This is a genomic window from Campylobacter sp. 2018MI13, from assembly GCF_018501135.1.
In the GTDB taxonomy this organism is placed as follows: domain Bacteria; phylum Campylobacterota; class Campylobacteria; order Campylobacterales; family Campylobacteraceae; genus Campylobacter_E.
In genome coordinates, this window is the sequence record NZ_JAHCZC010000002.1 from 42,411 (window position 1) to 57,901 (window position 15,491).

The window sequence follows — 15,491 nt, forward strand, 5'->3', positions numbered from 1 at the left end:
TATGGATAAATTAACTTTAGAAATAGTTACTCCACACGGAGAAATCTTTAATTCAGAAGTTAAATCAGTGTTAGTGCCAGGAAGTGAAGGTGAGTTTGGTGTTTTGCCAAACCACGCTTCTGTAATTTCTTTGCTTCAAGCTGGTGTAATTAGTGTGGAAAATTATGATGGTTCAAAGGAGCTTATAGCTATTGATTCAGGCCATGTAAAAGTTGATGAAAATAGTGTTGTTATTTTAGCTCAAGGTGCTGTTTATCTAGGTGGTAATGATAATTCAATAAGCAAAAAAAAGTTAGAAGAAGCTAAAGAATTATTAAAATCAGCAGGTGCAAATTCAGCAACCCTTGCCGCAACTTTAGGAAGACTGGATTCTAAATGAATTTGATTTCGGATTTTGACTTAGCTACTTTATTAGCAGTTGGGATTTTAGGTTTTTATTCTATTATTGCTTTAGCGATTTTTTTATATCGCTTAAGCAATATTTCTAAATTTTATCAAGAAGAGTTAAGAACTTTAGATAGGTTATTAAAAAATCAAGATTTATCTTTTGAGGCCTATTTTAAACCTTGTGAAGGTTCTATGAAAAAATTAGAGATTTATTATAATGAGGCTTCTAAAAATCTTAGTGAAGGCCTTACTTGGCTTAGTATTATTGCTACTACTTCGCCTTTTATAGGATTGTTTGGAACCGTTGTTTCAATATACTTTACTTTAATATCTTTAAATGGAAATGGTGATATTACTCAAATCGCTTCTCCAATTGGTCATGCTTTAATAGCTACTGCTAGTGGGATTATTTCTGCTATTTTAGCTTATACATTTCATTTAATTGTGAAACGAAAAGTATTTGAATGTTTAAATATTTTAGAGAGTCAAATAAAGATTATTAGCGATGAAAAATGATTTTTTACACGAAGACCCAGAGTTAAACATAACTCCTTTAGTTGATGTTATGTTAGTATTATTGGTAATTTTAATGTTAGTAATTCCTAATTTAAAATATGATGAAAATATTAATTTACCAAATGGCTCAAAATCAAGTGTTAGCAAAGCAAAAAAAGATGATATTTTCGTAAGTATTACAAAAGATGAAGTAGTTTTAAATAAGAAAAAATATCCTTATATTGCTTTTTTTGATAATTTTAGTTTAATTAAAAATCAATTTGATAAAGATAAAATAGTTTATATATCTGGAGATAAAGATATAAGTTACGATAAGCTAATGCAAGTATTGTCAACTTTTTCAAAAGCAGGATTTGTAAAAATTTCACTTCAAACAAAATGAGTAAATCAAAAGCTTTTTTATTATCTTGTTTAATATATGTGCTTACTATATTAATATTTATTTTGCTAATAAATATTTTTGCTAAAAATGAAGAAGTTATTAAATATGGCAATAGTGAAGTGGATATATTGTTCGTAGAAGATAATGTTGAAACTCCAGCCGAGGTTAAACAAGACTATACTAAAGAAGTAGCAAAAAAAATAAATAAAAGTCCAGAAAATACAAGCAATGATAATGCTACAAAAGATAATCAAAATAAAGTAATTGAACAAAATGAAAAAGTAGAACAACAAACTGATAGTAAAGATAGTGATAGTGATTTAAGTAGTTTGTTTGGGGATTTAAAAGTTAGCAAAAGTGAAAGAAAAAATCCAAAAAAGGAAACTAAGCAAGAAGAAAATAAATTAAATCAATCACAATTAGATGCTTTAAAAAAAATACAATCACAATTAGCTAATACAACAATTAAGTCAAATAATAATTCAGAGACTACACAAACATCTGCTAAGGTTTCTGGAATTTATGATGAATATTTTGGTAGAGTGAATGCGTATTTGAAAAATGTTTGGAGTTTAGTAACTGCTAATAGTTCAGATATTAATGATAAGGAAATTTTTGAAGTAGCTTTTACAATATCAAAAAATGGTATAATAAAAATCAAAGATAATGGTTTTAATGAAAGCTCTGCTTTAAGACAAAAGGCAAGAATTTTTATACAAACTATTAATCAACAAAACAAAAATTTAGGAATTCCACCAAATCAACAAGATTATAGTGGTAGTTTAAGGCTTTCGGTTATATTAAGTATCAAGGAGATAAAATGAAAAAGATATTTTTATTATGTTTTAGTTTAGTATGCTTAACTGCTGATATTATTATGGATGTGGTTAGCGAGCAAGAGGTGTTGCCTAAGATTAGAATAACTACAAGTAGTTTGGTTAATTTTGATTTTGATAAGGTAATTAAAAATGATGTTTTAGTAAGTTCTAAATTTGAAATTACTAATGAAAATAATGCAAATTATGAATTAAATTATAATTTAAATCCTGTAGGAAATAATTATGAGTTAAGCATAACTCTTAAGGGTATGAATAACGAAATTAAGTATAACAATACTTTTACTTATCCAAAAAGTGCTTATGTGTTTTTATCTCACAAAGCAATTTCACAAATGTTTAAGGACTTAAAATTAGCAGATTTAGATTGGATGAATAAAAAGATTTTAATTACTAGAAAAATAGCTGCTAAGCAAAGTCAAATTCTTATTGCAGATTACACTTTAAATTATCAAAAAATTATTATGCAAGGTGGGTTAAATTTATTTGCAAAATGGGCAAATAGCAATCAAAATGAATTTTATTATACAGATTATAATAAAGATATTTTGAGTATATATAAATATAATTTATTGAATAATCAAAAAACTTTAATTACTCAAGGTTCTGGTATGTTAGCACTTAGTGATATTAGCAAAGATGGAACTAAAGCATTAATTACTAAAACAACGGAAGATCAACCAGAAATATTTTTATTAGATTTAAATACTAAAAATACAAAAAGACTTACTATGTATAAAGGAATAGATGTTAGTGCAAGATTTGTAGGTAGTGATAGTTTTGCTTTTGTTAGCGATAGAAGTTCTTATCCTAATTTATATTTACAAGGTCTTGATAAAACTAATGCAACTCAATTAGTTTATCATGGTAAAAACAATTCTGCCTTTAGTGTTTATAATAATTATATAGTTTATTCAAGTCGTGAAAAATCAGGAGATTTTAACTTATATGTTATGGCAACTGATTCGCAATATGTAAGACAATTGACATTAAATGGTAGAAATATTTTCCCTAATTTTAGTAGCGATGGTAAGACGATTATGTTTATAAAATTATTAGGAATGCAAAGTTCTTTAGGAATTTTAAGACTTGATGAGAATAAAGTGTATCATTTCCCACTAAAAGTTGGTAAAATTTCAACTTTGGATTGGTAATTAAATAAATTTTTAGTTTTGGAAATTATAATTTCAATTACTTTTTATGAAAGGAAAAAAATGAAAAAATTAGCTTATGCAGTTGCTTTAGCAGCTTTAGTTGTTGGTTGTAGTCAAAAGGCTACAGTTGAGGCTCCAAAAAAAGTGGAGGTTGCTCCAGATATGAATGTAGATGTTAAGGAAGATATTAATACTAAACTAGAAAGAATTAATAATTCTTTAGGTAAAGTATATTTTGACTTTGACAAATATGATATTCGTTCAGATATGTATGGCGTAGTATCAAATAACGCAAGTTTATTAAATCAAGATGGTAAAGATTTAAATATTGTTGTTGAAGGTAACTGCGACGAGTGGGGTAGTGAAGAATATAACCAAGCTTTAGGTTTAAAAAGAGCTAAAGCTGTTAAAGATGGTTTAGAATCTCAAGGAGTTAGCAGCTCAAGAATTACAATTAAAAGCTATGGCGAAAACAACCCAGTATGTAATGATAAAACAAAAGAATGCGATGCTCAAAATCGTAGAGCAGAAACAAAAGTTCAGTTTTAATTTATGCTAAAACAAATACTTTTTATAGGGGCTTTAGCCCCTATTATTTACGCAGAAACTTCAGCCTTTAATGCAGGTAATATAAATATTAAAGAGCCTTATGGGCTAACAGAAAATGAAAAAGTTTTACTAGAGAACAAAAAAAAGGTTGAAACTCTTAGTAAAGATTATACTGGTGTTGATTTTAAAACAAATAAGGCTTTAGAAAGAATTGAAGGTATTCAAAGTGTAGTTGATGATTTGAATAACAAAACTTATAATTTTGAAGGTAAATTATTAGAAGTAGAAAAGTTTTCAAAAGAAAAACTTGATATTTATGATAAAGATATTTCTGAAATAAAACAAGAATTAAAAAATCAAAAAAACAGCATTAATCAGTTAAAAAAGGCTTTAAGTGAATTAACAAATTTAGTTAGTAGTTTGGGCGAGAATAAAGCTGTAAAATCTACAACTCAGCAAGTAGTAGCAAATGAGGTTGCAGCTAAAAATGAAACTCCAGCTCAAAAAATGGCAAATGCTATAAGTTTATATAATAGTAAAGATTATGAAAATTCCGCAAAAATTTTTGAAGAATTAGCAAATGCAAAACATAAACCTGCACAATGTAATTTTTATTTAGGACAAATTGCATACGCACAAAAAGACTATAAAAATGCTATATATTATTACAAAACAAGTTCAGATTTATATAATAATCAAGGGGTAAAAGCTCCTAATATGCCTTTAATTTTATTAAATACCGCAAATTCGTTGAAGGCAATTAATGAAACAGAAAAAGCAAATAATTTTTATGCAGCACTTAAAAAACAATTTCCAGATTCAAGTGAAGCTAAAAGTATAAATTAATAGAAAGGATTAAAAATGGCTATAAAAAAAGACAGCGTAGTATCACTTAATTTTATATTGCGTGATGCAAAAACTAATGAAGTGTTAGAAAATAATACTGATTTTCATCCTATTTCATTTTTATTAGGTAGAAATCAAGTATTAGAGGCTTTAGAAGATGAAATTGCTAAACTAAATGAGGGTGATGAAAGTGATATTTTAATCACTAAAGATAAAGCTTGGCAAGAATATGATGAGAATTTGGTTCAAGAATTACCAAAAGAACAATTCGCAGGCATTGATTTAAATGTTGGCTTAGAATTATTCGGAGAAAACGAAGATGGCTCAACAGTTAGAGTTGTTGTTAAAGAAATCAAAGATAGTAGCGTAGTAATTGATTATAATCATCCTTATGCAGGAAGAGATTTATTATTTACCGTAAATATTAAAGAAGTAAGAGATGCTACTCCTGAAGAATTAGAAAGTGGTGCAGTAGCACAAGCTGGTGGATGTGGATGTGGAAATCACGGACATAGTGGTTGCAAAGGCGATGGAAGTTGCGGTCATCATCATGATGATGAAGATGATCATCACCACCATCATCACGGCGGCGGTTGTTGCAGAGGTTAAGAGCTAAGGTTTAGCTAAAATATAAGGCGATTTATTTCGCCTTATACTAATATTTATTATATACTCAAAGTATTCAGTTTTTTAAAATTAATCATTTTTATAATTTTATTTTTTATGTCAAATCTTTAAAATACATTTATTGCTATCAAATTCATAAATTACAAGCAATCTTGAATATATAATCGTAAGTTATAAATATACAAAACTTATTATTTTTAACTTGATTTTTAATTCAATCATAAAAAAGTGCTAAAATTATGATATTAAAAATATAGAATGTATTAGTATTGCAAGTTAAACTTCGTTTATTATTTTAATAATGGAATGTATATTTTTATAATATTATACAAAATGTAAAAAAGATTTATAATAGCTGTAATTAAAAGATTTTAATACTTGTATTATAAGATTTGATAATAAAATAAATTAAAAAGGAAAAATATGAATTACGCATTTTTATACCCAGGTCAAGGTTCTCAAAGTGCTTTTATGGGTCAAGAATTATTTGATAATTTTGAGTTTGTAAGAAAAACTTATGATGAAGTTAGTAGTTTTTGTGGTATTGATTTTCAAGAATTAATTTTTAGTAAAAATGATAGATTAGATATAAGTGAATTTACCCAACCTGCAATATTACTAAATAGTATTATGTATTATAAAGTATTTGAAAAATTATTAGAAGAAAATGGAATTTCTTTAAGAAAAAAAGATGATATAAAGCCTTTTATTAGTTATGAAAACACTCCATCTTTAGGACATTCTTTAGGAGAATTTTCGGCTTTATGTGCAAATAATGCACTTGAATTAAAAAATGCTTTAAAGCTAGTAAATATGCGTGGAAAATATATGCAAGAATGTGCAAGTAGCGAAAATCCTGCTTCTATGATGGTTATTTTAGGTTTAGATGATAATTTAGTAGAAGAAATTTGTGCTAAAGCAAATAAGGAAAATAAGCAAATCTATGCGGCAAATTACAATTGTGATGGTCAAATAGTTGTAGCTGGGCTTAAAAAAGATTTAGAAAATAGCATAGATGATTTTAAAAATGCTGGAGCAAAAAGAGCAATGCTACTTAATATGAGCGTAGCAAGTCATTGCCCTTTAATGCAAAGTGCAGCTAATAAATTAGAAAAAGAATTGTTATTTAATGATGATTTCATACCAGTAATCTCAAATGCTTTTACAAAGCCTTATAGCACTAAAAATGAAGCTATTTTAGCTATAAAAGAGCAACTTATTAAGCCTGTGTTATATAAACAAAGCATAAAAAGTATAGAAAATAGCGTTGATGGTTTTATAGAATTTGGAAGCAGTGTTTTATGCGGACTTAATAAAAAAATAACAAACAAACCAAGTATTAGTATAAAAAGCCTAGAAGATATTGAAAATTTTATAAAAACATTTAAGGAAAACCTATGAAAATAGCAATTTTAGGTGCTATGCGTGAAGAAATTGAGCCAATTTTAAATGAGTATTCTTATAAAGAGAGTAAATATGCAAATAATACTTATTATTTCATTGATTACGCAGGTCATGAACTAATTATTGCTTATTCAAAAATAGGCAAAGTAAATTCAGCCCTAAGTGCTAGTGTAATGATAGAAAAATATAAGGCTGATTGTTTGCTTTTTACAGGCGTTGCAGGGTCGCTTAATCCTAATTTAAAAATAGGTGATTTATTAATTGCAGAAGAATTAGTGCAGCACGATATAGATATAACAGCATTCGGACACAAACCTGGCTATGTTCCTGAAACTAGCGTTTTTATAAAAACAAGTGAAAAATTAAATAATATTGCTAAAAAAGTAGCAAAAGAGCTTGATTTAAATGTAGTTAGCGGCATTATTGCGACATCAGACCAATTTATTTGCGATGAAACTAAGAAAAATTGGATTAAAGATACTTTTAATGCTGATGCGGTTGAGATGGAAGGAGCAAGCGTTGCTTTAGTTTGCGAAAGCCTTAATGTGCCTTGTTTTATACTAAGAGCAATTAGCGATGATGCAGGTGGAAATGCTGATGTTAGTTTTGATGAGTTTTTAGAACTAGCTGCTAAAAATAGTGCTAGATTTGTCTTAAAAATGTGCGAACATTTGTTTAAAAATGAGCTTAGCAAAAGACTTATTAAAGAAGTAGCAAGAGCTTGTGATAAGTTTAATTTGATTGAAGAAGGCGATAAGGTTTTAGTAGGACTTAGCGGTGGAAAAGATAGCTTAAGCTTACTAATGCTACTTAAACATATGCAAAGAGCAGTACCGTTTAAGTTTGAATTTGAAGCAGTAACGCTTAGTTATGGAATGGGTGAAGATTATAAATATCTAAGTAATTATTGCAAGATTTTAGGTATAAAGCATACAATAATTGAAAGTAATATTTATGAGATTTCTAGCGAAAAAATCCGTCAAAATTCAAGCTTTTGCTCGTTTTTCTCTCGTATGAGAAGGGGATATTTATATACTTATGCTAAGGAAAATGGTTTTAATAAATTAGCTTTAGGACACCATTTAGATGATGCTATTGAGAGCTTTTTTATGAATTTTACTTATAATGGGGCTTTAAGAACACTTGCTGCGAAATTCACTTCAGCACAAGGAATTACCGTAATTCGTCCTTTGATATTTGTTCGTGAAAGAATGTTAAGAGAAAATGCTATTAAAAATGGTCTTAAAACAATAGGTGATGAAGCTTGCCCTGCTATGAGATTTGATGTGAAAATGCCACACGCAAGAGCAGAAACAAAAGAGCTTTTAGCAAGTCTTGAAGCACAAAATCCAAAATTATTTAAAAGCCTTGAAAACGCCTTTTTTAACATTCATTATGATACTTTTTTTGCAAACGAAGGTGCTAATTATTGCAAGGAATAATTTTAAATACCTTTAGCGTTAGGGATAAAGATTTAATAGTCTTTATCCTAAGCAGCGAAGAATTAGTAAAATGCTATAGATTTTACGGAGTTAGACACTCACATTTAATAGTCGGAAATATTATTGATTATGAGCTAAGTATTCAGCCTTTATTTTTGCCAAAACTACACTCAACAATGCAATTAGCCTTACCTTGGAATGATTATGAGATTATTAAAGCTTGGCAGAGTTTTTGTGTGCTTTTGTATGAGCATTTAAAAGATAATCAAGAGTGCGGAAGTTTTTATTATGATTTAAGTTTAAGAATAATTAATAGATTAAAAACTCAACATTATAAAAGAGTATTTTTAGATGCTTATGCCTTGATGATTGAGTATGAAGGCAGGCTTTATTTTAGTGAAACTTGCACGGAATGCAATAAAGAATTAAATGATTTTTTTTCTTTAGGAGAAGGATTTTTAATGTATTGTAGGGGTTGTAAAGTGAGTGTAAGTATCAATAAAATTAAGATGAAAGATTATCTAAAAAATAAAAATTCAGCTATATTTGAAGATGGCGAAATAGATTTATTATACGAAGTATTTTCTAAAAAATTATAAAACTACAAAAGCTAAATTAAATTCTTTATTTTAAAAATCTTAAACAATATTACAATGAATTTGAATTTTAAATAAAATTTATTATCAATATAACTATCATTTATTTAAAACTTATAAATATTATGATAATTATTTTTGTTATTAACTAAAAATATTATAGAATATCATTTTTATTATCAATTAAGGAGATATTTTGAGAAAATCTTTAAAACTTTCTTTGGCTTTATGCTTATTTGGTGGTGTTGGCTTATTGGCTAATGAGAATGCTAATCTTGATACTATTGAAGTAAATGCTAGTTCAATTGGATATTCTAATGTTGATTCGCTAAAAATCTCAAACAAAAACGCAGGTGCAATAAGAGATGTTATGCGTGATATTCCAGGTGTTTATGTAGCAGGGACAAATCAGTTTAATCAAAAACTTTATATGCGTGGCGTAAATGATAGGGGTATTAATATTACTATTGATGGTGCAAGACAACGTGGAAATATTTTTCATCACTCGGCTGATTTAGTTTTAGATGTTGATTTATTAAAAGCTATTGATGTTGGCGTGGGTGTTTTAAGTGTTGCTAATAACTCAGGTGCTTTAGGTGGTTCGGTTGCGTTTAAGACTGCAAGTGCATTTGATTTATTAGAAGGTGATGAGAGTTTTGGTGGTAAGTTTAAGACAGGCTATTCAACTAATAATAAAGAATGGCAAAAAAGCATAATGGCTTATGGTAAAACTGATAATAATTTTGGTCTTTTAGCATATATCAATCATAAAAATTATGGCTTTGGAAAAGATGGAAATGGCAATGATATTGGTGGTAAGGGTCATGATTTAAGCTATTTATTTAAAGTAAATTATGAAAAAGATGAGCATAAAGCAGGTCTTAGCTATGAGCATACTGAATATGATGGTGATTTTCCATTTAGAGGTGAGTTTGGTGGCTCGGTGGCATTTGATACAGGCACACTAAAAGCAGGAGAAAGAGCTCAACCTATTTTGCCTCAAAAAATGCAAAGAGATACCTATACATTTAATTACAATTACAATCCAAATGAATTAATTGATAGCGAATTTAGAGTTTATCATACAGAGCATAGGCTTATAAAAGATGAAGTTCCAAATTATGCAGAATTTAAAAAATCAGGTGGTAAAGCATTTTTATCAAATGATGGAGTAAAAACCACAGGTGCTTATTTAAACAATAAATCAAGATTTGAAAATACTAGCTTTAATCAAGAAGTATTTTATGGACTTGAGTGGTATCAAACTACAAGCTTTAGAAAAAATCATTCAAGTTTAAAAGATGCAACAAATGGAGCAATTTCGGTAACTCCTACTAAAAATCATCCTAAAGAAGTAGCAAACAACCTATCAGTATTTTTACAAGATACTATTCAAATAGGTGGATTTAGCATAATTCCTGGAGTTAGATTTGATAGATTTACTATAGATAATTTTGGTAAGAAAACTCAAGGATTTAATAATTTTAGCCCTGCGTTAGCACTTGATTATAAGGCAGAAAACGGCATTAATTTATTTGCTGGGTATTCAAAAGTATTTAGAGGGCCTGATCCGATTGAAGCTTTAAGACTTAGTGAAAATACATTTAATACAAATTATATTGATGAGAATTTAGAGCCTGAAACAGGTGATGCTTATGAAGCTGGATTTGGGTATAAAAATAACTTTAATGAACATAATGTTAATTTTGTAGCTAAGTATTTTTATACTGATTATAAGAATTTAATTAAAGAAAATGTAAGCGTAACAACTACTCAAAACGGACAAAATGTTACAAATAATTATAATCGTATGAATATGGGTAAATCTAATGTTCGTGGGGTTGAATTATATGCTTCTTATGCTTATGAGAATTTAAAATTTAGTGCAAGTTATACTCATCAAACAACAAAACATAAAGATAAAAGTAAAGTTGGTGGCGTAATGGCATATAGTGATAGTGGGGATAAATATACATTTAATGCTGAATATTTTGCTAGTCCAATTGATACATTATTTGGTTATAACCTAATAGCTTTTGCTGGTAAGACTTTAGAAGATGGAACTAAAAAAGCAGGTTATGGAGTAAGCGAAATATATGCAAGTTATATGCCTACTCAAAATCTTGAAATAAACTTAAGCGTTGGCAATCTATTTGATAAAACTTATGTTTCACATTCTCAAAGAAGATTTGGGGTTGAGACTGCAAATGACTATGAAGCAGGAAGAAATATAAAACTAGGCTTTAGTTACAAATTCTAAACTAAAAAAGGCTTTTTAGCCTTTTTTAGAATATCAATTATTAGGAGAAAATGTGGAATTTTTAAAAGAATATTTAGATTATTTTGTGTTTGCGATATTATTTTTTATGAGCTTTTTAGTTTTGGCATTTAGTATTGAAAGGCTAATATTTTTTAAAAATATTGATATTAAAAATTATAAATGTAAAGATGAATTAGAAATAGCACTTAGTAAAAATCTCACCTGTCTTTACATCGTTTATCAAAACGCTCCTTATATAGGTTTGCTTGGCACGGTAATAGGCATAATGATTACATTTTATGATATGGCAAATGCGGCTACTATGGACACAAAAAGTATTATGCTAGGGCTTTCGCTAGCACTAAAAGCAACAGCACTTGGACTTGTTGTGGCAATCCCAACTCTTATGATATATAACGCATTTATTAGAAAAGTTGATGTTGTATTATCAAGATTTAAGGAAAATAATGAGAGTAAATAAAGAAGGCTTAAATCTAGTTCCATTTATTGATATTATGCTAGTTTTACTTTGCATTGTTTTAAGTGTTAGCACCTTTATAGCAGAAGAAAAAATCGCTATAAACTTACCAAAATCAGAAAATAGCGTAAGCATTGATGATAAGCAAAAAGTATTTATAAGTATTAATGAAACTGGCGAGATATTTTATAATGAAAGTTTGCTTAGCGTAGATGAATTAAAGACAAAATTATCAAGCATTAGTAAAGATGAAATTGTAATTTTACGCTCTGATGAGAACGCTAGTTATAAACATTTTGTAAAAATAGTGGATATTTTAAAAGAGTTAAAGCATGAAAATTTTGCTATTGCAACAGAAAAATAAAATCGCATTTTTCATCTCCTTTTTAGTTCATGCGGTTTTGTTGGCGTGTTTTTTTAGAATTGATGTAAAGACAAGTGAGATTAAAAATGATAAAGCTTTAGCAGTGCTTTTTTATGCTCCTAGCATACCCCAAAATGCTGTTAAAGAAGAAATAATTGAAGAAGTAAAAGAAATAAAAGAAGAAATAATCAAAGAAGAGATAAAAGAAGAAAAATTTGCTTTAAAACCTAAAAAAAAGCACCATAAAAAACCAAAACCAAAGCAAGAAGTAAAAGAAATAAAAAAAACTCAAGATGAGCCAATCACACCTAAAAACGAACCTTTAGCAAGTAAGATAAATGAAGCTAAACCAACTACTACAATTAGTAATAATACTCCTGCAGGTGGGAATAATCAAGATGAATTAATCTCTCATATTCAATCAGTTTTAAATAAAACTGCTAAGAGCAATTATCCTATGAGTTCAAGAAAAAGGCGTGAGCAAGGAGTAGTGGTTGTAGGATTTACCTATGATTATGGTAAGGCAAAAAATATAAAAATACTTAAGCCATCAAAATATGAAAATCTAAATCAAGCAGGAATTAAAAGCGTTGAGATAGCGAAATTTAAGCGTTATGAAAGAGTTTTAGATATTAGTGTGCCGCTTAAGTTTAGTTTACATTAAAAATTAGTGCTTAATTGCACTAATTTAAAAATTATAATTTAGATTAAAAGTATATAGCCTTGAATTAGCGTATTTATAACATAATTCGTTATTGCAATTAAATACGCTGATTTTATTTTTGCTATTTAAAATATTTAAGATATTAAAACTTATTTTTAATTTAGTATTTTTAATATTTTTAGTATAGCCAAATCCTAAATTCCAATTCAAATATGACTTAAGTTTAGTATCGCTAAATATTTGCATATTTAAATTCTTATCGTATTGTGAGTATAAATCATTTTTCGCTGAATGATAAGTGATTTCATTAATCAAGTTAAAATTATCATAAAATAAATTATGAGTAAAATTAGCTATAAAAGGCTCATAAACAAATGGCAATTCACTTGATTTTATAGTTTTACCATTATAGATTATGTTTTTACCAGTTGTGCTTAAATAATTAGTCGCACTACCTTTTTTATGTAAATAGCTAAGATTGAAATCAAAATAATTTTTAGTATTAAATATACTAATTTCATTGCTAGATAAATTAAGACTTATAATATCATTAGCTGTTTTTTTGCCATTATAATAAACTTTATAATTATTATCAGTATCTTTTATATTTTCTAAGCCTAATTCTTCTTGATTTGCTGAATAAATTTCATTATAAGTTTTGCGTTTAATGTATTTTAATAGCATTTTAAAATATTTAAATTCTGCGTTGTAATATAGGCTAAACTCATTAGCATAAGGGCTTTTTAATCCCATAAAAACTCTATCTTTTTGCCATTTTGTATCTTGTATCCAAGGGCTATTATAATCAATTCTTGAATACTCTTCATATCCACTAAAATAATCATCATATAAAATATAAGCTAAAAGCCCTTTATCATAATATTTATTAAATCCAAATCCTAAAAATTGATTATCATTTAAATAATACTCAAGTCCTGTTCTAGGGGCTATATTAAATCTTTTGCTAAGGCTATCATAATCATTTCTAAGACCTAATCTAAATCTAAAATTATGATATTTAATATCGCTTTGTATAAATTGAGCGTAGTTATTTATTGATTTTTTAGCTTTTGCAAAATGTGTTTCATAATATGAAAAATATTGATTATTTATGCAACTAATATCATTTTCTTTACAAGCTAGAATATCAATTGGTTTTTCATATCTTGTATAAGGATTAATTCTATTTATTTTGCCTTGATTTTTACTAAGTTCAAAACCAAAATTAAAGCTATATTCTAAATCATTATTTTTAAATTCATTAGTTTTAGCGTCTAATTTATATTGATATGATTTTTCAGTTTGTAAGGTATCTCCTAGCCCACCATAACTTTGCTTTATACCTGAAGGTAAGATGAATTGATACTGAACTTTTTTATCATAAATTCTTGAAGAATTTGATTTTAAAAATGATAAATGCTGATTAAGATTTATATTTTTTAATTCACTTTCAAGATTAAAAGCTAGGCTAAATCCACCATAATTTACTTTCATATTAGAATCAATTACGCCTTCTTGAAATTGATTTATTAAATAAGGATTATAAATAAAAGTTGAGCTAAGAATATGGTTATCATAATCTTTTTGAGTTTTTAGCAAAATTAAGTTATTTGTATCGCTGATTTTATTTATTGTGTATATATCTTTTTGTTTTATTTTTGTATTTGAATAATTACTACTTATAAAAAATAAAATTCCAAAAGTATCATTTAAATATGAGCTAAAATTAGCACTGAAATATCTTTTATAATAATTACTAAAATCTTGATAACCATATCCACTAGAATATTTTTGCCTTATTTTATCATCTATAAAAATATTATCTTGAAAGCTATATCCAAGACTAAATCCACCACTTGGATTTTTTGATGGGCTTTTGATTTTTGCATCAATTACTCCACCTAAAAATCCACCATAACTAGCACTTACAAAACTATCATAAATGCTTAAATTATCTATAATTTCGCTATCTATATTAAGCGAATATGAACCAAGAGATGGGTTATACCAGACATTTTTATATAGCGTTTTTGACATAGCTGGTTGAATGGTGCTTGTTATGTTTATTCCATCTATAAACATTTGATTTTGATAGGTTTTAGCACCATTGATTGAAAAATCATCTGGCTTTAAAGAATTTGAATTATCGCTATCTTTAGTAGTAATTCTTATATTTGTATGATTTTTGATAAGTTCATCTAAAGTGTGATTTTGTTTTATTTGAGTATTAAGATAGGCTTTATTGTAAATAGTGTTAGAAAATTCTAAATAATCAATATTTTGCACTGCATTAATATTGATTTCATCTAAGGTATTTGCATAAATATATGTAGCTAAAAATATGCTTAGCCTAATTTTATTTTTGCAAAATTGCTTCATAGCCATCTTTTGCTAAACATTTTAAAAGTGATTTTTCATCATAAGTTTTATCACTTATTTTTAGAGTTTTAGAATTTAAATCTACTTTATAATTTTTGCTAACTTTACTAGCACAAAAACTAATAAAATCAACACAAACTTCACAAGCCATATCTTTTATAAAATAAACATTTGCATTAAGATTAAGTGCTAAAAGCATTATAAAAAATGCTTTCATTGTTGCACTGCTTTATAGCCGATTTCGTTGATTTTTTCTACTATTGCTTTAATATCTACATCTTTAGCAAAAGTAATAACTAAATCTTTAGAATTAAAATCAGCCTTATAATCTTTAACTTCAGCAATACTTTTAGACGCTTCTATTATTTTTTTAGCACAACCATTGCAACCCATATTTTTTACATTTAATAAATAACTTACATCAGCAAAAGCTAAACTTGATAAAATTGACACAAATAATAATTTTTTCATACATTCTCCTTAAAAAATATTAATTATAAAAATCATTTCTTAAGAATAATTGAAAATAATTATAAATATTATATAAACAATTAAATTAGAATTTAAAATATTATTTTGATATTTTAATATTAGCTAATTTTTAAAT

At 27.2% G+C, this 15,491-nt stretch carries 18 protein-coding genes and 1 pseudogene; 16 read left to right on the forward strand and 3 right to left on the reverse strand.

Annotated features, from left to right (window positions below):
- Nucleotide 1: 1 nt before the first annotated feature.
- From atpC to KJQ99_RS00590, 16 genes and pseudogenes are all read left to right on the forward strand, one after another.
- The gene (gene atpC, locus KJQ99_RS00515) at nt 2-379 is read left to right on the forward strand and encodes an ATP synthase F1 subunit epsilon (protein WP_214117370.1); all 378 of its coding nucleotides are present in this window, start codon (nt 2-4) and stop codon (nt 377-379) included.
- The gene (locus tag KJQ99_RS00520) at nt 376-903 is read left to right on the forward strand and encodes a MotA/TolQ/ExbB proton channel family protein (RefSeq protein WP_214117369.1); all 528 of its coding nucleotides are present in this window, start codon (nt 376-378) and stop codon (nt 901-903) included. The genes atpC and KJQ99_RS00520 overlap by 4 nt, the downstream gene beginning before the upstream one ends.
- On the forward strand, nt 893-1,285 hold the full coding sequence (locus KJQ99_RS00525; protein ID WP_214117368.1) for a biopolymer transporter ExbD: 393 nt from the start codon (nt 893-895) through the stop codon (nt 1,283-1,285). The genes KJQ99_RS00520 and KJQ99_RS00525 overlap by 11 nt, the downstream gene beginning before the upstream one ends.
- The gene (locus KJQ99_RS00530) at nt 1,282-2,109 is read left to right on the forward strand and encodes a hypothetical protein (protein WP_214117367.1); all 828 of its coding nucleotides are present in this window, start codon (nt 1,282-1,284) and stop codon (nt 2,107-2,109) included. The genes KJQ99_RS00525 and KJQ99_RS00530 overlap by 4 nt, the downstream gene beginning before the upstream one ends.
- Nucleotides 2,106-3,275, forward strand: coding sequence for a PD40 domain-containing protein (locus KJQ99_RS00535; RefSeq protein WP_214117366.1), 1,170 nt, complete (start codon nt 2,106-2,108; stop codon nt 3,273-3,275). The genes KJQ99_RS00530 and KJQ99_RS00535 overlap by 4 nt, the downstream gene beginning before the upstream one ends.
- A gap of 60 nt (nt 3,276-3,335) precedes the next feature.
- Nucleotides 3,336-3,824, forward strand: a complete 489-nt coding sequence (locus KJQ99_RS00540) for an OmpA family protein (RefSeq protein ID WP_214117365.1) — start codon at nt 3,336-3,338, stop codon at nt 3,822-3,824.
- A gap of 3 nt (nt 3,825-3,827) precedes the next feature.
- A complete protein-coding gene (locus KJQ99_RS00545) occupies nt 3,828-4,670 on the forward strand; it encodes a tetratricopeptide repeat protein (protein WP_214117364.1) in 843 nt (280 codons plus the stop codon).
- Between the two features lie 15 nt (nt 4,671-4,685).
- Nucleotides 4,686-5,279 carry an FKBP-type peptidyl-prolyl cis-trans isomerase gene (locus tag KJQ99_RS00550; RefSeq protein ID WP_214117363.1) on the forward strand — a complete coding sequence of 198 codons (594 nt, stop codon included), beginning with the start codon at nt 4,686-4,688 and terminating at the stop codon, nt 5,277-5,279.
- Nucleotides 5,280-5,720: 441 nt separating this feature from the next.
- On the forward strand, nt 5,721-6,698 hold the full coding sequence (locus KJQ99_RS00555) for an ACP S-malonyltransferase (protein ID WP_214149699.1): 978 nt from the start codon (nt 5,721-5,723) through the stop codon (nt 6,696-6,698).
- Nucleotides 6,695-7,375: pseudogene (locus KJQ99_RS00560) on the forward strand (5'-methylthioadenosine/adenosylhomocysteine nucleosidase); the annotation flags it as partial. The gene KJQ99_RS00555 and the pseudogene KJQ99_RS00560, both read left to right, overlap by 4 nt.
- A complete protein-coding gene (locus tag KJQ99_RS00565; RefSeq protein ID WP_214117410.1) occupies nt 7,361-8,143 on the forward strand; it encodes a PP-loop family protein in 783 nt (260 codons plus the stop codon). The pseudogene KJQ99_RS00560 and the gene KJQ99_RS00565, both read left to right, overlap by 15 nt.
- The gene (gene recO / locus KJQ99_RS00570; RefSeq protein ID WP_214149700.1) at nt 8,131-8,742 is read left to right on the forward strand and encodes a recombination protein RecO; all 612 of its coding nucleotides are present in this window, start codon (nt 8,131-8,133) and stop codon (nt 8,740-8,742) included. The genes KJQ99_RS00565 and recO overlap by 13 nt, the downstream gene beginning before the upstream one ends.
- Before the next feature lie 193 nt (nt 8,743-8,935).
- Nucleotides 8,936-10,999 carry a TonB-dependent receptor domain-containing protein gene (locus tag KJQ99_RS00575; RefSeq protein WP_214149701.1) on the forward strand — a complete coding sequence of 688 codons (2,064 nt, stop codon included), beginning with the start codon at nt 8,936-8,938 and terminating at the stop codon, nt 10,997-10,999.
- Between the two features lie 52 nt (nt 11,000-11,051).
- On the forward strand, nt 11,052-11,480 hold the full coding sequence (gene exbB, locus KJQ99_RS00580) for a TonB-system energizer ExbB (RefSeq protein ID WP_214149702.1): 429 nt from the start codon (nt 11,052-11,054) through the stop codon (nt 11,478-11,480).
- Entirely contained in the window at nt 11,467-11,841 is a 375-nt protein-coding gene (exbD, locus tag KJQ99_RS00585) for a TonB system transport protein ExbD (protein WP_214117358.1), read from the forward strand. The genes exbB and exbD overlap by 14 nt, the downstream gene beginning before the upstream one ends.
- The gene (locus tag KJQ99_RS00590; protein ID WP_214149703.1) at nt 11,810-12,505 is read left to right on the forward strand and encodes a TonB family protein; all 696 of its coding nucleotides are present in this window, start codon (nt 11,810-11,812) and stop codon (nt 12,503-12,505) included. The genes exbD and KJQ99_RS00590 overlap by 32 nt, the downstream gene beginning before the upstream one ends.
- A 24-nt stretch (nt 12,506-12,529) precedes the next feature.
- Here KJQ99_RS00590 and KJQ99_RS00595 read toward each other — a convergent pair whose 3' ends face one another.
- The 3 genes from KJQ99_RS00595 to KJQ99_RS00605 are packed head-to-tail and all read right to left on the reverse strand — an operon-like array spanning nt 12,530 to nt 15,355.
- Nucleotides 12,530-14,890, reverse strand: coding sequence for a TonB-dependent receptor plug domain-containing protein (locus KJQ99_RS00595; protein ID WP_214149704.1), 2,361 nt, complete (start codon nt 14,888-14,890; stop codon nt 12,530-12,532).
- Nucleotides 14,862-15,101 (reverse strand): hypothetical protein, encoded by a 240-nt coding sequence (locus tag KJQ99_RS00600; protein WP_214117355.1) that lies wholly within the window; start codon nt 15,099-15,101, stop codon nt 14,862-14,864. Before KJQ99_RS00600 ends, KJQ99_RS00595 begins: the two co-directional genes overlap by 29 nt.
- On the reverse strand, nt 15,098-15,355 hold the full coding sequence (locus KJQ99_RS00605; RefSeq protein WP_214117354.1) for a heavy-metal-associated domain-containing protein: 258 nt from the start codon (nt 15,353-15,355) through the stop codon (nt 15,098-15,100). Before KJQ99_RS00605 ends, KJQ99_RS00600 begins: the two co-directional genes overlap by 4 nt.
- Nucleotides 15,356-15,491 lie beyond the last annotated feature (136 nt).